This window comes from uncultured Ligilactobacillus sp. (assembly GCF_948826705.1).
In the GTDB taxonomy this organism is placed as follows: domain Bacteria; phylum Bacillota; class Bacilli; order Lactobacillales; family Lactobacillaceae; genus Ligilactobacillus.
Genome location: NZ_CAQLEL010000149.1, coordinates 1 through 18597 on the forward strand (window position 1 = coordinate 1; position 18597 = coordinate 18597).

The 18597-nt window shown below is 40.2% G+C and carries 18 protein-coding genes; 1 reads left to right on the top strand and 17 read right to left on the bottom strand.

Annotated features, from left to right (window positions below; genetic code table 11):
• The 11 genes from rpoD to rpsU all read right to left on the bottom strand — a co-directional run.
• The coding region (rpoD, locus tag Q9Q35_RS11120; RefSeq protein WP_304653425.1) for an RNA polymerase sigma factor RpoD at nt 1–1027 on the bottom strand (1027 nt) is incomplete at its 3' end.
• 14 nt (nt 1028–1041) lie between these two features.
• A complete protein-coding gene (gene dnaG, locus Q9Q35_RS11125; RefSeq protein WP_304653426.1) occupies nt 1042–2907 on the bottom strand; it encodes a DNA primase in 1866 nt (621 codons plus the stop codon).
• Between the two features lie 283 nt (nt 2908–3190).
• A complete protein-coding gene (glyS, locus tag Q9Q35_RS11130; protein ID WP_304653427.1) occupies nt 3191–5269 on the bottom strand; it encodes a glycine--tRNA ligase subunit beta in 2079 nt (692 codons plus the stop codon).
• A complete protein-coding gene (gene glyQ / locus Q9Q35_RS11135; RefSeq protein WP_304653428.1) occupies nt 5269–6186 on the bottom strand; it encodes a glycine--tRNA ligase subunit alpha in 918 nt (305 codons plus the stop codon). Before glyQ ends, glyS begins: the two co-directional genes overlap by 1 nt.
• 303 nt (nt 6187–6489) lie before the next feature.
• The gene (gene recO / locus Q9Q35_RS11140; RefSeq protein WP_304653429.1) at nt 6490–7272 is read right to left on the bottom strand and encodes a DNA repair protein RecO; all 783 of its coding nucleotides are present in this window, start codon (nt 7270–7272) and stop codon (nt 6490–6492) included.
• A gap of 59 nt (nt 7273–7331) precedes the next feature.
• Entirely contained in the window at nt 7332–8234 is a 903-nt protein-coding gene (era, locus tag Q9Q35_RS11145; protein WP_304653430.1) for a GTPase Era, read from the bottom strand.
• 23 nt (nt 8235–8257) lie between these two features.
• Complete coding sequence (locus Q9Q35_RS11150) at nt 8258–8668, bottom strand: diacylglycerol kinase family protein (protein ID WP_304653431.1); 411 nt, start codon at nt 8666–8668, stop codon at nt 8258–8260.
• Entirely contained in the window at nt 8652–9131 is a 480-nt protein-coding gene (ybeY, locus tag Q9Q35_RS11155) for an rRNA maturation RNase YbeY (RefSeq protein ID WP_304653432.1), read from the bottom strand. Before ybeY ends, Q9Q35_RS11150 begins: the two co-directional genes overlap by 17 nt.
• A 2-nt stretch (nt 9132–9133) precedes the next feature.
• On the bottom strand, nt 9134–10117 hold the full coding sequence (locus tag Q9Q35_RS11160) for a PhoH family protein (protein ID WP_304653433.1): 984 nt from the start codon (nt 10115–10117) through the stop codon (nt 9134–9136).
• A 123-nt stretch (nt 10118–10240) separates the two neighbouring features.
• Complete coding sequence (locus Q9Q35_RS11165; protein WP_004047933.1) at nt 10241–10687, bottom strand: GatB/YqeY domain-containing protein; 447 nt, start codon at nt 10685–10687, stop codon at nt 10241–10243.
• A 21-nt stretch (nt 10688–10708) separates the two neighbouring features.
• A complete protein-coding gene (rpsU, locus tag Q9Q35_RS11170) occupies nt 10709–10894 on the bottom strand; it encodes a 30S ribosomal protein S21 (RefSeq protein WP_003694124.1) in 186 nt (61 codons plus the stop codon).
• A gap of 279 nt (nt 10895–11173) precedes the next feature.
• Here rpsU and Q9Q35_RS11175 point away from each other — a divergent pair, with 279 nt between their 5' ends.
• Nucleotides 11174–11989: a pyruvate, water dikinase regulatory protein gene (locus tag Q9Q35_RS11175; RefSeq protein ID WP_304653434.1), complete on the top strand. Its 816-nt coding sequence runs from the start codon at nt 11174–11176 to the stop codon at nt 11987–11989.
• A 57-nt stretch (nt 11990–12046) separates the two neighbouring features.
• On the opposite strand, the gene Q9Q35_RS11180 is transcribed toward Q9Q35_RS11175, so the two are convergent.
• From Q9Q35_RS11180 to aspS, 6 genes are all read right to left on the bottom strand, one after another.
• The gene (locus tag Q9Q35_RS11180; RefSeq protein ID WP_304653435.1) at nt 12047–12949 is read right to left on the bottom strand and encodes a deoxyribonuclease IV; all 903 of its coding nucleotides are present in this window, start codon (nt 12947–12949) and stop codon (nt 12047–12049) included.
• A 15-nt stretch (nt 12950–12964) separates the two neighbouring features.
• Entirely contained in the window at nt 12965–13915 is a 951-nt protein-coding gene (locus Q9Q35_RS11185) for a glycosyltransferase family 2 protein (protein WP_304653436.1), read from the bottom strand.
• Nucleotides 13912–14691 carry a glycosyltransferase family 32 protein gene (locus tag Q9Q35_RS11190; protein ID WP_304653437.1) on the bottom strand — a complete coding sequence of 260 codons (780 nt, stop codon included), beginning with the start codon at nt 14689–14691 and terminating at the stop codon, nt 13912–13914. Before Q9Q35_RS11190 ends, Q9Q35_RS11185 begins: the two co-directional genes overlap by 4 nt.
• Entirely contained in the window at nt 14688–15707 is a 1020-nt protein-coding gene (locus Q9Q35_RS11195; RefSeq protein ID WP_304653438.1) for a sugar transferase, read from the bottom strand. Before Q9Q35_RS11195 ends, Q9Q35_RS11190 begins: the two co-directional genes overlap by 4 nt.
• 15 nt (nt 15708–15722) lie before the next feature.
• Nucleotides 15723–16595, bottom strand: a complete 873-nt coding sequence (locus tag Q9Q35_RS11200) for a YitT family protein (protein ID WP_304653439.1) — start codon at nt 16593–16595, stop codon at nt 15723–15725.
• Between the two features lie 227 nt (nt 16596–16822).
• Complete coding sequence (gene aspS, locus Q9Q35_RS11205) at nt 16823–18589, bottom strand: aspartate--tRNA ligase (RefSeq protein WP_304653440.1); 1767 nt, start codon at nt 18587–18589, stop codon at nt 16823–16825.
• Nucleotides 18590–18597: the final 8 nt, after the last annotated feature.

Sequence of the window (18597 nt, forward strand, 5' to 3'; positions counted from 1 at the left end):
CAAAGACTTTACCAACTTCTTCTAAAGTCCGCGTCCGACCATCATCTAGACCAAAGCGTAAGCGCAAAACATTTTCTTCACGATCGGTCAAAGTATCTAAGACACTTTCTATCTGTTCTTTTAATAATTCATAGGCTGCATGTTCAGCTGGACTTGTCGCATCTTGATCTTCGATAAAATCACCTAAATGCGAATCATCTTCTTCACCGATCGGCGTTTCTAAAGAAACAGGTTCTTGTGCGATCTTTAAGATCTCACGGACTTTTTCGGTCGGCATGTTCATTTCAGCTCCGATCTCTTCAGGGATCGGTTCACGCCCGAGATCTTGGAGCATTTGACGTTGGATCCGGATCAATTTATTGATCGTTTCCACCATATGCACAGGGATCCGGATCGTCCGTGCTTGATCAGCGATCGCACGCGTGATCGCTTGTCTGATCCACCAAGTTGCATATGTTGAGAATTTGAATCCCTTACGATAGTCGAATTTTTCAACAGCTTTCATCAAGCCCATGTTACCTTCTTGGATCAAGTCAAGAAATGACATTCCACGACCAACATAGCGCTTAGCGATCGAAACGACTAACCGCAAGTTTGCTTCAGCCAAACGTTGCTTAGCTTCTTCATCGCCTTCTTCGATCCGCAAAGCTAAAGCCACTTCTTCATCAGCAGTCAAGAGGTTGACACGGCCAATTTCTTTAAGATACATCCGAACTGGGTCATTGATCTTAACACCAGATGGAGCTGATAAATCGCTTTTTGCTAATTCTTTTTCTTCGTGACTAGCTTTCTTCAAGCTAAGTTCACTTGGATCACCATTTTCATCCACAACTGAGATCCCAGCATCTTCGACCCGCACGATCAAACTGTCCATTTGTTCGGCATCTAAGTGAAATGGCGTTACCATTTTATCAGTCAATTCATCATATCTGATTTCTTTTTTTGGTTTATACTCACGTAATAACTCACGCAAAGCCTTTTTATATGCCACCGCATCGAAATTCGTATTTTTTTTCTCTTCTGCCAAAATAGAGGCCTCCCTTAAATGATTGACTTCTCTGTCTGCTTTTTTTTCAATAACTCGATCAGTTTTGTCGTCTGTTCCATGATCGCTTTAGCATCTCCCAAACGTTTCGCTTGCTCTAATTTTGTCTCGACCGCCTTGATCTGCTCTTCCAACGGGGAATGTTGCATAATAAAGGCTAGACAATCACTGATCTCTTGTTCATTTACTTCACCATAATCACCTAATTCAAGTGAAATGATGATCTGTCTTAAATGTTCATCTTTTAAAAAGTCTAAAAAGCTTGCACTTTCATACTCAGAATAGCGATCAAAGTATCCATCAGCTAACAAAAAGATCGTTTCATAATCTTCGTGGATAAACGAAAAATCAGCTAGGCCCTTGATGCGTAAAAAGATATCATATTCATGTAACAGACGATACAATAATAATCTTTCGGCTTGTTCAGCTGGGGCATAGCGTTTTTTTTCTTGCCGCTGTTGGGTACTATAGACGACTTTATCCGAGCGTTTGAGTGAATTTGCTTGATCTTGTTTGAGTTGTTCTGACTGGACCTGTTGCATCAAAGCCTGAAGTTGACTAGTTAAGTTATTCTTATCTAGCTCGAACTCTTTGGCTAAACGATTGAGCGTCAGATCGCGCGCTAGTGGATCTTTGACCTGCGCAACTTTCTCTAAAACATCTGTGATATACGCTAATTGATCACTTTCAGTCTCAAGATTACGTCCTGCCCGAAAATACTCCAAATAAAATTCTAATTCAGTGCGTTCATGTGACGTCACAAAATCTTTAAAATTTTCTGGACCGTATTTACGAACATACTCATCTGGATCAAGCTTCTCAGGTAATAAGATCGCTCCAAGCTCAAACTTGCTCAGCGGTGCGATCAATTCCAAGGCCCGCTTGGTAGCCTTGCGCCCTGGGTGATCACCATCATAACAGATATAGAGCTTACTTGCCGTTTGCTCTAAAAGATAGATCTGTTCACTAGTTAAACTCGTCCCCATCGAGGCTACACCATTTTTGATCCCGGCCCGCCATGCTGCTAAAACATCCATAAAGCCTTCAAATAAATAGACTTTACTTTCATGTCTGATCGTCTTTTTAGCCTTATCAAAATTAAAGAGAACTTTACGCTTATTAAATAAGCTCCCCTCGGGTGAGTTGAGATATTTAGGCGATTTCTTATCAGGTGTCAAGAGCCGTCCTGAAAAAGCAATGATCTGTCCAGTTTGATTTCTGATCGGAAACATGATCCGATCATTGAAACGTTCAGCCAGATCTTCACCTTCGCGTTCGCTAAACAAACCCGATTTTCGCAAAGTCTGATAATCATCAAGCTTTTTTTCATGAAAAAAAGCTTGTAAGATCTCAGCTTGAGGTGCATACCCCAACTGAAACTCTGCGATCAGCTCATCACTTAGACCGCGTTCATGCAAATAATCCAAAGCTGGCTGACCTAACTTAGTATTTACTAAAATATGATGATATAACTGCCCAGCTTGTGCATAAAGCTGCTTTAATCTACCAGTCTCGGACTGCGTGTCTTCTGCACCAGCAACATTTTGTGGTAAATACTTATTATCAAGCTCGATCCCAGCTAATTTCGCTGTACGATAAACGGCTTCTGGAAATGTCAGATCCTCGATCTCCATCAAAAATTTAAAAACATTTCCCCCGCGACCACATGAAAAACAGTGAAAGAACTGTTTGGGTTCATTTACAGAAAATGAACCCGTTTTTTCTGTATGAAAGGGACACAATCCGAACCAATTGCTCCCTGAACGGTGTAACTGGACATATTGGCCTACGATATCCAAAATGTTGACATCCGATCTGATCTGATCGATCACATCAGTCGGTATCCTACGTTGACTTACCACGGCCTCACCCCATTTTTAAATATAGTTACGAAAGGTCGCACACAAAAGCACGACCTTTCATAATAAAAATTATACCGATATTAATTTTATAATAGATATATCTTTATTGCAAGAGTAAACGTAAACAGTTACTATATCAAATTGACCTGTCTTTGACAAGTATTATTACAAAATAATTATCCTTCATCCTTTTTACATCTAAATAATACGCTGTACCATTGTTCTTAGACAATATGATCGCTTAAAAAAGAGCAAGTCTAAAATCTAGACTCACTCTTAAAAATTATTTAGTATTCAAAGCTTCTAAGGCACCAAAAACAGCTGTCAACCGTGCTATCTGAGCTAATTGGCGCAAACGATTCAACTTGACCTTTTCGTCATCAGCCATGACCATCGTCTTTTCAAAATAAGTATTGATCGGTTCACGTAAATTCTTCAAAGCAACAAATTTATTTTCAAGATCAGCTGCTTTAAAATCTTTTCTAACTGCTTCAACGGCTTCATAAAGGCCTTGCTCGGCTTCATTTTCAAATAAAGCTGTATCGACAGTAAGATCACTTTGATCATCTAATTTCTTGGCTAAACGACTTGCTCTAGTCAAGGCTTCGATATTTTCCTTGAAATCTTCATCTGTCAAATGTTTTTCCAAAAGATCGGCTGCTTTTTGAGCCAATGTGAATGCATTAGCTTTATTAGCCATAACAGCTTCGAGCACATCATGACGCAAGTTTGGTCCATTCAAGATCTGTTGCACACGATCTGCGATAAAGTCTTGGATCATAGCCTTATTTTCAGCAGGAGCGATCTTTTCGTATAGATCAGGGCGTTTAGTATAAGCACTTTCAACTGCCGCTTGCAACAATGGAGTTGAAACTGCCCATCCCTTAGCTAAAGCGATCCGCACGATCCCTAAAGCTTGACGACGCAAGGCATAAGGATCATTGGAACCGCTTGGCAACATTCCTGCACTAAAGAAAGCTTGAATGCTATCAACTTTATCAGCGATCGATAAGACTGCGCCAACATTAGTTTGTGGTAATTCACCTTCAGCACTGGTTGGAAGGTATTCTTCACGCATGGCAACACAAACCGCTTCATTTTCAACTTGCGATCTAGCATAGATCTCACCCATGACACCTTGCAATTCTGAAAATTCACCGACCATTCCAGTTACTAGGTCAAATTTATAGATCTGACTTGCACGATCAAGATCAGCTAATTCTTGATCACTTAAGCCCAATTTTTCGCCTAAGTAATGTGCGATCAAGTGAACACGTTCCATCTTTTCGTAGATCGTACCGATCTTATCGTGAAACATTACTTTCTTCAAACGTTCAACATAATCTGCGATCGTTTGTTTTTGATCTTCTTCATAGAAGAAAGCAGCATCTTCTAAGCGTGCTGTCAACACTTTCTCGTTACCTGCGATCACATTTTCCAAATGATCTTGGTTACCGTTACGCACTGAGATAAAGTTTGGCAACAAGTTACCTGCTGCATCAGTTACATAGAAGAAACGTTGATGATCTTTCATGGAGGTGATCAAAACAGCATCTGGGATCGTCAGGTATTTTTGATCAAAATTCCCAGCAAAGACAGTTGGATATTCGACCAAATTGTTAACTTCTTCTAGCAACTCTTGATCGATCACTACTTGCCAGTCATTTTGTTGCGCAAGCTCATTTAACTGAGAAACGATCATTTCTTTACGTTTCTTGGCATCAGCGATCACCATTTGCGGTTCTAAAGCAGCTGGATAATCATTAGCATCGGCAAGGTCGAGCGCTTTACCCAAGAAGCGATGTCCCAATGTTTGGCGACCAGCTTTAACGTTTAAGATCTCAAAATCTACGACTTCTTTATCCAATAAAGAAACTAACCACTTGATCGGACGCACATATTCAAAATCATTAGTGCTCCAGCGCATCATCGTTGGGAACTTAAGATCCATCACGACTTCTTTGACATCACTTAAAACTTCTTTAGCACTTTTACCAGGGATGAATTTTTTAACGTAAGCATATTCGACCCCTTTTAATTCCTTAAAGAAGATATCATCTGGGGTGCAGCCTTGTCCCCGTGAAAAGCCTTGCGCAGCTTTAGACCAATTTCCCGCAGCATCCAAGGCGATCTTTTTAGCTGGACCTTTGGCTTCTTCTTCAATGTCAGCTTGCTTATCAGCTAAGCCTAAAACCTTGAGCGCTAACCGCCTTGGAGTTGAGTAAGCCTTGATCTCATCAAAGTCTAAGCGATTTTCTTCTAAAAATGCCGTCATCTTTTTGACCAATTGTTGGCTACTTGGTGTAACGACATGAGCTGGGATCTCTTCTAACCCGATCTCTAACAAAAATGTATGTGCCATTATTTGTCCTCCTCTAACAATTTAGCGCGTAAAGCTTCATCTTTGATCAATGGATAACCCAATTTCTTACGTTCAGCCACAAAAGCACGTGCGACCAGCCGAGCCATGTTTCTGATACGTGATAAATAACCAGCACGTTCGGTCACTGAAACTGCACCACGAGCATCTAATAAGTTAAAGGTATGACTGCATTTTAGGATATAGTCATAGGCTGGGTGAACTAGACCATTTTCGATCTGCTTTTTAGCTTCTTTTTCATAAGTGTCAAACAATTCAAACAACATCTCTTGGTTGCTTTCCTCAAATGAATACTTGGAATGTTCAAATTCAGGTTCTTTGAAAATATCACCGTATTTGACCCCATCAGCCCACTCTAGTTCAAATACTGAGTTAACATCTTGAATGTAAGAGGATAAACGTTCAAGCCCATAAGTTACTTCGACGGCAACTGGACGAACTTCTAAGCCTCCGACTTGTTGGAAATAAGTAAATTGGGTGATCTCCATTCCATCGAGCCAAACTTCCCAACCAACACCGGCACAACCCATTGAGGGGTTTTCCCAGTTGTCTTCAACGAACCGAATATCATGTTCTAAAGGATCGATCCCTAAGGCACGTAAACTATCCAAATAAAGTTCTTGGATGTTATCTGGCGAAGGTTTCATGATCACTTGGAATTGATGATGTTGATACAAACGGTTAGGATTTTCACCATAACGACCGTCAGCTGGACGACGTGAAGGTTCGACGTAGGCAACGTTCCAAGGTTCTGGTCCGATCGCACGTAAGAAAGTATAAGGACTCATCGTGCCAGCCCCTTTTTCTGTATCATAGGATTGCATTAACATACAGCCTTGCTTTGCCCAAAACTGTTGTAATGTCAAAATAATATCTTGCATTGACAATTTATCTGCCATCTTTTTGCCTCCAAAGATTTATTTTCGAATCAGCCAAATAACGCACAAAAAAGTCCCTATGTAGCGCCTTTGGCTACATAGGGACGATTTTCGAAAATCGCGGTTCCACCCTACTTCTAGTATAACTAGCAGCTTAATTCGTTAAGACTCCAAAAGTGCCAATCATGTCTTGATAGATATCTGCTTTCACCATCCCAGACTCGCTAACTCTATCCTTAGACCGATCCTCTTTTATCAACGCCTCATTATTGATAACTCTAGAATAGTTTAACCTTGTTTTTTTGTCAAGGCTTAGTTGTAAAATCACTTAGTATCCTTAAAAAATTGGTCCCATGACGACATCTGGTCAAGAAATTTTTTGGCTGGTACGTAAATTCCAACTTGATGTTCATAGATCTCATCCAAAGTTCTTCTTAAATTAGCTTTAGTTTGATCTTTGACCTTGATCGAATTCAAACGCTCCAGATCTACAACTGATAGTAAGCGTAAATAGTATACTGTCCGTTGCTCCAAATGCAACCGATGTGGATCTAAATGCCAATGAGCCTGACACAATAAGCCACCATAACTTTCTGAGTAATCAAAAGCACGGGTGGTATTTTGGCAAATCACACAACTTTCAAGTTGCGGTCTCACCCCAAAACTGGCAAGTAACTGGATCTCGATGATATTGGTGATGATCGCAGGATCAAAACCATCATCTATCAATTCAAGCGCCTTTCTTACCTTTAAAAACCATCCCAAATTAACTAAGTCTTCAGTCGTCAAAGCACGCTCGACTAAGCTAAGTATATAAGAAGCATAGGCATTTAATTCGATATCTTGGCCGATCACTTGGTATTGGCTGATGTCACGAGTCGTTGTGATAAATGATAAGCCCTCATCACTGATACTTCCAAGATAGGTCCCATGAGTAAACGGTAAGATCGCTGCGCCTAGCTTAAAGCCCCGCTTGCGTACCCCACGGACAAAAAAAGTTTTAAAGCCATATTTATCGGTCAAAATTTTGACTAACATATCGCGTTCTTTGTAGTCTCTACGTGAGACGACGATCCCTAAAAACTCTACACCTTGTTGTAGCACCATCTTTCTTTTTACCCCCAAAAATCTCAAAAAAGAGGAGAATCATCCCCTCTTTTCCTTAATTAATAATCATCTTGTCGGTAACCAAACGCTTTTAGATCGACTTGACGGTCTTTCCAATTAGGTTGAACTTTGACCCAAAGCTCTAAAAAGACCTTATCACCTAACATAAATTCGATCTCCTTACGCGCTCTTGTCCCGATCTCTTTTAGCATCTTGCCACCTTTACCGATGATGATCCCCTTTTGACTGGAACGTTCGACCACGATAGTTGCTTGGATCAAAACTTTTTCATCATCTTCTCGTTTGATCCGATCAACAACGACAGCAACTGAATGTGGAACTTCTTCACGCGTCAATTGTAAAACTTTTTCGCGGATCAATTCGCTGACGATGAAACGCTCGGGATGATCAGTAACTTGATCTTTTGGATAGTATTGCGGACCTTCCGGCAGATCTTCAACTAGATCATGAACTAATTCAGCACAATTATTACCATTCAAAGCTGAGATCGGAAAGACATCTTTGTAGTCTAAAGTATCCCGGTAATCGTCCATCACTTCTAATAAATGATCTGGGTGGATCTTATCGATCTTGTTGATCACTAAATAGATCGGTTTTTTGACATTTTTTAGTCGCTCAATGATAAAATCATCGCCTCGACCTCGTTTTTGTTCAGCATTGACCATAAAGATCACCGCATCAACTTCATTAAGCGTCGAAAGCGCCGACTTGACCATAAAATCACCTAAACGACTATGTGGTTTATGGATCCCAGGTGTATCGATAAACACGATCTGAGCGTTGTCAGTGGTATATACCCCCTGGATCTTATTACGTGTTGTTTGAGCCTTATCGCTCATGATCGCGATCTTTTGTCCGACCACATTGTTTAAAAAGGTCGATTTGCCAACGTTAGGTCGCCCTACGATCGCAATAAAACCTGAATGAAATTTTTCTTCCAAAATATACACTTCCCTAATCAATATCAGTTAAATAATTGCCAAATACGTGGACCAAAGATCAATGTTGCTGTGATCAAAGAAAAGATAGCTGCCAGTAATACCGCTGCAGCCGCCATATCTTTAGCTTTTTTGGCAAGTGGATGTCGTTTATAGTTTGTAGCTAGATCAACGACATTTTCGATGGCAGAATTCCAAACTTCACTGGAGATCACCAAAAAAATACTCAAAAATAGCCAGAGCCACTCACTGATAGTCACATTAAAAATGAGTCCCATAATCACGACCAAAGTTATCGCACTCACATGAAACCGCAGATTGCGCTCTTCTTTATAAGCCGTTTTCAAGCCAACGAGCGCATAACGCAAGGACTGGAAAAAATGGCGATTTTTCCAGCTGTTGACCGGCTGTTTTGGTTCTTTATCGTTTAAGTCCATACGCCTCGAGAATTTCTCTTTGCAAACCAAACATTTCCTTTTCGTCTTCGGCTTGCATGTGGTCGTAGCCATTGAGATGTAAAAAACCATGAACAACTAAAAAGCCCAATTCTCTTTCCTGCGAATGCCCTAAATACTCAGCTTGTTCTTTGACTTTATCGATCGAAACCATGATATCCCCGATATTTTTAGGGATCTCAAACTCTGCTTCGTTCGGCAAAATGATCGGGACCTCATTTGGATCTTCCTCTTCGATCGCAAAACTGATCACATCAGTTGGTTTATCAACGCCACGATATTCTTTGTTGATACGATGGATTTCAGCATTATCCATCAAAGTGACTGACATTTCAGTATTTGAGGGTAACTTGAGATAATCACCCGCAAAGTCCAAGATCTCACAAATGAGTGTCTTCCACTCACTTGAAACTTGCTCAGTATTATCATAAACTTCCAGATCCATTTTTATTCCTCATTTTCCATTGAATTGTAGTTATCGTATGCACGAATGATCTCAGATACGACTGGATGGCGCACAACATCGACAGAATCAAATTTTACAAAGCCGATATGTGGTGAGCCCTTCAAGATCTTCTCTGCGTCGACCAAACCACTTTGACTGTGTCCTTTAGGTAGATCGATCTGTGATCTATCACCATTGATGATCATTTTAGATCCAAATCCAAGACGGGTCAAAAACATCTTCATCTGTGCCCGTGTCGTGTTTTGAGCTTCATCCAAGATAACAAAAGCATTATCTAACGTGCGTCCACGCATATAAGCTAAAGGTGCGATCTCGATCACACCACGCTCGATCAAGCGTTCAGTGTGTTCTGCCCCTAAGATCGAATTTAGCGCATCATAGATCGGACGTAAATACGGATCGACTTTTTCTTTAAGATCTCCCGGTAAAAAGCCCAATGATTCACCCGCTTCGACCGCTGGACGCGTCAAGATCAACCGCTCGACTTCATGGCGCTTTAAAGCAGCAACAGCCATTACAACGGCTAAATAAGTCTTCCCAGTTCCGGCAGGTCCGATCCCAAACACAAGATCTTTATGCTTGATCTCTTGCACATATTGGCGTTGCCCATAACTTTTGACCCGGATCGAACGTCCCCGACGGTCTTTTAATAGTTCTTCAGTATAGAGATCCTTAAAATACTCTAATGTCCCGCGTTGTGCCATCTTCATCGCTGATACAACATCTGCACTACTTATAGTGATTTTTTTACGTAAAAGTCCCGTCAACTCACTCAATATCTGATAGACTAAATCAACGTTTTTTTCAGTACCGGTGATCTTTATCGTACCACCGAAAGGCTTTAATACAACATTTTGGCCTTCTTCGATCAATTTAAAATGGCTGTCATTGATGCCTGACAGCGAAATTTGCAATTGAGAATCGTTGAGAACGAAACTTTTTTCGACTAATTGTTCTGCGCTCAATCGCCCATCTCCCTTATTATACTTTATAACCCCAATTATACTGATTATCAATTCGATAATCAAATTCAAAGTAAACTTAAACAAATAAGAAAAAAGCCGAGATCTAGCATCTCGACTCTTTGCTTATTTATTAAGCAATGACATTACGGTAGAGTTGACTAATTTACCATCAGCTTTACCCTTTAACTTAGGCATCACTGCCCCCATTACTTTACCGAAGTCAGCTTTTGATGTTGCTCCAACCTGATTGATCGTTTCTTCAACAACGGCCTTTACTTCATCTGCACTGAGTTGTTTTGGCAAGTAACCTTCAACAACTTTGATCTCTTCTTCGAGTTTTTGGACAGCTTCATCACGCCCAGCAGCTTTGAATTCTTCTAAAGAATCCTTGCGTTGCTTCAACTCACGAGATAACACGCTTACTTCTTCATCAGGAGTCAAGTCGTGTCCAACGTTGATCTGTTCATTTGTAACTGCAGCTTTGAGCATCCGAACAGTTGCCAAACGGCCTTTATCCTTAGCTTTCATTGCAGCTACCATATCTTTTTGTAATGAATCTAATAAACTCATCACATTAGCCTCCTCTAGAAACTAGAAACGACGCTTATTTTTGCGCTTTCTTGCTGCTTCGGATTTTTTCTTACGTTTTACACTTGGCTTCTCGTAGAATTCACGTTTCCGATATTCTTGCAAAGTACCTGTTTTTGAAACGGAACGTTTGAAGCGACGAAGAGCGTCATCAAGAGATTCGTTTTTACGAACGACTGTCTTTGACATGGTTGTTTCCCTCCCTCCGAGCTTAAATGTAACCGTCTTAATTGTACAAACCTCAACAGTTCCTTTCTATTATAAACTAAATTAAAAGTTAGAGTCAACATAACTTTATAAACTTTTACATAATTAGTGGTCATTTGTAAGTTGACCGGCGAAAAGTTAAAGTTTTACAGTGTTTTTTCACTCTAGCCATTTTTCTTGGAATCCCCTGTTAGATAGGCTATAATTTTCATAGAATAAGTCGTTTTTTAACACTTTATCATAATTAAGGGAGGCATTTATATGTCAAATGAATTACATGTCTATGCGATCTCAGATTCACTCGGGGAAACTGCCTATGCGATCGCCGAAGCTGCTAGTGTCCAATTTCCTAATGCGGATTTTACGATCCAACGTTACCCATTGATCAAGACCGTTTCTTTGGTACAAGGGATCATGAACAAGGCAAAACGCGAATCTGCTATCATCGTGCATACTTTTGTCGATCCAGAACTATCGACTTTTGTAAATAATTACTGTCAAGAAAATGGTTTACCCGTGATCGATGCTTTAAGTGACGTTATCCAAAAATTCTCACAAAAAGCAGGTGAAAAGCCATTACAAAAAGCTGGGATCAATCACAATACTGATAAAGAATACTTCAATCGGATCGAAGCCCTTGAATTTGCCGTTACCTATGATGATGGTAAAGACCCAGCTGGCTTCTTAAAGGCTGATCTAGTCTTATTAGGGATCTCTCGAACATCAAAGACTCCGTTGTCACTTTTCCTAGCTAATCGTGGCTATAAAGTGGCTAACTTGCCCCTTGTTCCTAAAGCGCAGATCCCAGAAGAGATCTATAAAGTTGATCCTAACAAGATATTTGGATTGACTAATGACCCAGAGATCTTAAATGGGATCCGGCGTGAACGAATGATCTCTTATGGTCTTGATCCAGACACACACTATTCAAATATCGACAACATCGAAAGCGAATTGAATTTTGCTAACGAACTTTACAAAAAACTGGGTTGTCCTGTGATCAACGTTGCACACAAGTCGATCGAAGAGACCGCAACGATCATTACTGAAAGTTTGGATAGTAACGCTCAAAGATAAAAAAAACTAAGATCTATAAATTGAAACGTTCAATTTATAGATCTTAGTTTTTTGTGTCTATTTTTTACCTTTATTTTGGTAGATCTTATCAAGTAACTCAGGGTCAAATTCACCTGCGCGTAGCATTGCGATCTCATAACCATATGGTGCATAACGATCATTTTTATCAGGGCCTACATACGGTGTTTCCAAAATCTTCGGTAGTGAAGCTAATTCTTCAAGTTTAGCGATCTTTTCTAAACTTTCAAATCCGATCGTCCCAAAACCTAGATTGGCATGCCGATCCTTATGGCTTCCTTGAGGATTCAAGGAGTCATTTAAATGGATCACTTTTAGTCGATCTAACCCAATGATCTTATCAAATTCCGTTAAAACACCAGAAAAATCATCTTTGATCGCATATCCTGCATCATTTGCATGACAAGTATCCAAAGTAATGGATAGCTTGTCATTATACTTCACCAAATCGATGATCTGAGCTAATTCTTCAAAACTCCGCCCGATCTCTGTCCCTTTGCCCGCCATCGTCTCTAAGGCGATCTGAAGCTTTTGATCAGGTTTTATGACCTCGTTTAAGCCCTTAGCAATACTTTTTATCCCAGCCTTTGCTCCCGCACCGACATGTGCGCCAGGATGAAGTGTCATCTGGGTTGCCCCTAAAGCTTCAGCGCGCTTGACTTCAGCCCGTAAAAAATCGACCGCAAAGCCAAAATTTTCCGGTTTTTTAGTATTACCTAGGTTAACGATATAAGGAGCATGAACAACGATCTGACTTAAGCTATGTTCTGCCATATACGCCTGACCAGCTTCGATATTTAGCTCAGTGATCGGTTTACGCCGCGTATTTTGGGGCGCACCCGTATAGATCATAAAGGTCGAAGCCTCATAACTAGCAGCCTCTTTTGCTGCTCCCAGCAACATTTCTTTACCCTTCATGCCGACATGTGAACCAATTAGCATTTTTTCACCTCATTTTTAAAGATAAAATAGTCGATAAGTTAGTGGATTGACACAACGTAAATATAGATCAACTTTACTTTTTTGACGTAAATATGGATTTTTAGCAAAATCTGGGAACCAGATCTTTTTTTGCTGCCAGATCTGATCTAAGAGTTGATGCTTTAGTTGTTTATCTTTTAATTTAACGACCTTGCGCAATAAAACATTTCCTAATAAGTTTCGCACAAACCGATACTCTAATTCAAGATAATAGGTCTCAAAGATCCCTTTAGTTTGATAAAAATCAATGATATCTTGATAGATCCACAAAATATCAGCGATCCGTGTCGTCTCACTATAAGAGATCGAAGTTTGGCGTTGCACGTAATAAACTTCACACTCACGATCAACTGCAATGTCTGTGATATCCGTTAAATAAGTTACCAATTTAAAGAAAAAGTCTTGATCTTCATAGAGTTTTCCCTTGGGAAATTTAACTTCTGTGTCTAATAGCCATGTCCGCAAATATAATTTATTCCAAGCGACTACACGTCCACGGATCATATAATCTTTGAGTGAAACATACTCAGGTGCTTGATCTTTTATTTTTTTATTCGGATACTCCCAATAAAAATCACACTCAACGATCTTCTTATTTCCTTCTTGAGTCAAAGCGTACATATTTGCCAAAGCATTAGACGCAAGATGATCATCCGAATCTAAAAACATGATATATTGTCCAGTTGCATACTGCATCCCAAAATTACGCGCATCTGACAGCCCACCATTTGGCTTGGTATAACTTTTGATGAGCAACGGATATTGGTCAGCATAACTTTCACAAAGCTCAGCCGAACCATCTGTACTTCCGTCATTTACTAAAATGACTTCAAAATCATTGAAAGTTTGCTTGACTAAACTTGAGATACATTTTGGTAGATAAGCTTCAACATTATAGACTGGAACGACCACACTGATCTTTGTCATTTATTTTTCCCCCATAACTTCTTGATCCGGCGTTCAAGTGCCCACCAAACTCGCCACAAAAAATTGATCCGCATCCCCCATTTTTTACCAAAACGTCGATTGATCTGACGCATTTTTTCGATATGGCGCAAATTGGTCGGCGTTTGCCATAACGCACTGTAGTGATGGATACTGATCGTCTCAGAGCTGAGCTTTATCTGTCCCGTCAAAAAATCCATTGGCGCAAAGTAAGTCGTTGGATAGATCGTCACATCTCCCAACTTTTGTAGTTTATCTTGCCGTTTAAAGCCGATCTTTTCCAACAATTGTGTTGTGTAAACTGGGATCGCGACCGTATTTAACGAGCCATCGGCTTTGATAAATTCCAAGTCATTATACATATCGCGTAGCTGTTTTAATAGTGGATGATTTTTTTTTGCTCCAAAACCTAAGCCCGGTGCAACTTCAGCCCCACTTTCATTTTCTTCGATCGCAAAAAAAGCATCTTCTTCTAAAATATGGTCTAATGTTTGAAGCAATTCAACATCAGTATCCAAATAGATCCCACCATAGCGATAAACGACATCAAATCCTAAATAATCAGAGACAAAACTCCACTTACCAGCTTTTGCCGCTTGCGCAGTATATGTTACTTGCTCAACATCGTAATTTTTCTCATTCCACTCAATGATCTCATAATCGGGACAAAGTTTTTTCCAGCCTTCAATATACTGCCGATACTGTTTAGGCATTTCATTTTGTCCAAACCAACAGTAATGAATTATCTTAGGGATCATTTTGTCACCTCGTGTTCTAATTTTGTCACAGCTTCCTGCAAATAACCCCCAAAACGCATCTTACGGGCTATTTTGGCTACATTTTGACACATCAGCTGATACATCTCTGGTGTCAATTCATTTAGCATCTCATCTAACTGCGCTAAATTCTCAACGGCTAGTCCCACTTGATTTTTCACGATAAAATCAGCCAAGGCCGCTTCTTTCCAGATGATGACTGGAAGGCCCGAACTCAGATAAAGTGAAGTCTTATGGGGATCGTTATATTTTAGGTAATTTCCAAAGCTACCATCACAGCGCTCGATACTCGTGCCGTCCCAAACTAAGCCAAAATTTTGCGTTAATTTGGCTGGCAATTCATCTGGCGGAAATGAACCGTAGTAGGTGATGTTTTGGGGGTAAGTGGTGGCTTTATTAGGTCCATACAAAGCTAATGGGATACTTAGATCCAACTTTTGTAAAAAATCGGCTTTTTGTAGATTGCCCGCATAGCAAATACTTTTCTCATAAGGACGCTTGGTCACTAATTCAACTGGATTAGCATAATCAAAGATCTCTAACACAGTCATTGGTTTAATGACCCCATTTTCTTTGAGCCAAGCTTTCATTTTTTCATTATGCACGATCAAACCATCACTTTGATTTAAAAATGCGATCTCTTTTTTGCGATAAGCCACATCACCAGCATAAGCGCGCAAAGATTCGATATCATGGATCAAATACAGTAACTTGGTTTGCGTAAAACGGCGCACATTTTTCACGATCGCTTGGTCAGTGCGTTGATCAAAAGACGGATATTGAAAAACCACAGTTTGTGGTTCTAACTTTTGGATCTGACGTGGAATATCCCAAAAACTCTGCTTATAGCTCATGAGTTTAGCTTTTCTAGCCCCTGAAAAATAAAAATTCAGTTTTTTAAATCCCTTAGTGGCTAAAAAATTCTCAGCATCAACTTTAGCTTTTGGACCAGCTTCATTTTGGCCCTTATCATACATCGAGATTACATATTTTTCCATCGATCGGTTTCCTTTCTATGGCTTTGGTTCGTAGAAATGCCCCATGATATGCACATTTTCTGCAATGCTTACAAAAGCATGTGGATCAGACTCTGTCATTGCTTGACGTAATTCTGGTTGTTCATATCGCGAGATCACTGTAAACAAGATCGTCTTATTATCATGCTTATATGCCCCTTCAGCACCATGAACGATCGTGATCCCACGTTGCATGTGATTTTGAATACAATCGATCACACTCTTTGGTTTATTTGTTACGATCATCACTTGCATCTTTTGTTGCCTTGTATAGACCATATCCATGACCCGTGCATTGACAAAGATACCTAATGCAGAATAAAAAGCATATGGCCAACCATAGACTGCCCCCGCAGCTAAAACGATAAAAGCATTGAAAATAATGTTGATCGTTCCGACACTTTTACCCGTGTGTTTTCTGATCGTCAAACCTAAAATATCCAAGCCCCCAGTGGAGATCCCATTTTTCAAAGCCAAGCCAGTTCCAAAACCATTGATCGCAGCACCAAAAAGGGCACAAATTATCGGATCGTGTGTCAGCGTTATCGGTTGAAGTGACTTGATCATAAGTGATGAGCAAAAGACCGCTAAAATCGTGAAAAAGGTGAACCGTCGCCCGATCTGAAACCATGCCAAGATAAAAAGTGGCACGTTTAAAACAAAGATCAGTAACGCCGTCGAGAGCTGAACTGGCAAGTCAGCTGTCAAAGTAGCGATCAGCTGAGCTAGACCCGTGATCCCTGAAGAGTAGATATGCCCCGGCTCCCAAAAAAAGTTCATCGCGATCGAAACCAAAACACCATAAATAAATGCTGTCGAAGCCTTAGCGATATAAACATGGCGTTTCCAAATCTTTTGTAGTTCATCCATTGTAATTAAATCCTTTCAAGTACAAAAGTTATCTCAGCTATACAAGAAACAGATCCGCATTTTTTCTTAAAATTTTTAAATAACTTTACCTTGAAATAATACACCGCTGTTTTTGCTTGTAAACCATTCTCTAAATAATGATACCGCACTTTAGCTCCAGAACAAACCACTTTATGTAAAAAATAGCTTGCCTAAGTAAATACTTAAACAAGCTATCAAATAATAAATCAAGCCTTATCTTCTGGAATTTCAGTCGTTAGATAAAGTTCATCTAATTGCTTATCTGCCACTGGACTTGGAGCATGTGTCAACGGTTCAGAAGCCTTGGAATTCTTAGGGAAGGCGATCACTTCACGAATGTTATATTTACCAGCTAATAACATTGCAAAACGATCTAACCCAAGTGCTAAGCCACCATGTGGAGGAAAACCAAAGTCTAAAGCATCCATGAACCACCCAAATTGTTCTTTAGCACTTTCTTTTGTAAAGCCTAAAGCCTTAAACATCGCTTCTTGCACACTACGTTGGTGGATACGGATCGAACCGCCACCTAATTCATACCCATTCAACACGATATCGTAGCTTTGAGCATGACATTTGTGTGGATCAGTAGCTAATAACTCAAGATCTTCTTCATTTGGCATTGTGAATGGATGGTGTGCGGCAATATAACGTTCGAATTCTTCACTGTATTCAAATAATGGCCAATCAACGACCCAAACAAAGGCAAATTGCGACTTATCGATCATGTCTAACTCTTTAGCAATAGCTACCCGGAGATATCCAAGTGCATCAGCTACAACTTTTGGCTTATCAGCCACAAATAAGATCATGTCGCCTGCTTTAGCACCACTAGCTGCTAAGATATTTTCTTCACGTTCTTTAAAGAACTTAGCGATCGGGCCAGTTAGACCTTCATCTGTAACTTTGAGCCAAGCTAATCCCTTAGCACCAAAACGCTTGATATACTCTTGTTTTTCATCGATGTGCTTACGCGAATACTTATCAGCTCCACCAGGAACTACGATCGCTTTGACCTGCCCACCATTTTCTAATGTGCTATCAAAGACCTTAAAACCAGCCCCTGCGACTGCATCAGCCATATTTATCAATTCCATACCAAAACGCATGTCTGGCTTATCAGAACCAAAGCGATCCATGGCTTCATTCCATGTGATCCGCTTGATCGGTGTTTTTAATTCTACACCTAAAGCATCTTTCATTACAGCTTTCAACAAACCTTCTGTCATCGTTTGGATCTCTTCAGCCGTCATAAATGACATTTCCATATCGATCTGTGTAAATTCTGGTTGCCGATCGCCCCGTAGATCTTCGTCACGGAAGCAGCGTGCGATCTGATAGTAACGATCTACACCAGCGCCCATCAATAATTGCTTGAATAATTGTGGAGATTGTGGCAAAGCATAGAAATGTCCTGGATAAACGCGCGATGGGACCAAATAATCACGCGCCCCTTCCGGCGTTGATCGTGTCAAATATGGTGTTTCGATATCTAAGAAATTATTTTCATCTAAATAGCGGTGAACTGCTTGCGTGATCCGATTTCTGATCTTCAAAGCTTTCAACATTTCTGGACGCCGAAGATCTAAATAACGGTATTGTAAACGTAGATCATCAGAAGCGTTGATATCGTCAGAAATATCAAATGGTGTTGTTTTAGCTTCATTTAACACAGTGATCTTAGAAACTTCAACTTCGATCTGACCAGTCTTCATATTTGGGTTAGCGTTAGCACGTTTAACGACTTTTCCTTCAACTTCGATCACATATTCACTTCGGATATTTTCAGCGATCTCAAGTGCTTTAGCTCCGAATTCTTGACTAAAGACAAGTTGGACGATCCCTTCACGATCCCGAAGATCAACGAAGATCAAGTTCCCAAGGTCACGGCGTTTTTGGACCCAACCCTTTAAAACTACTTCTTGTCCTAAATATTTTTCATCAACTAAACCTGCATAAGTTGTACGTTCCATATCTATCC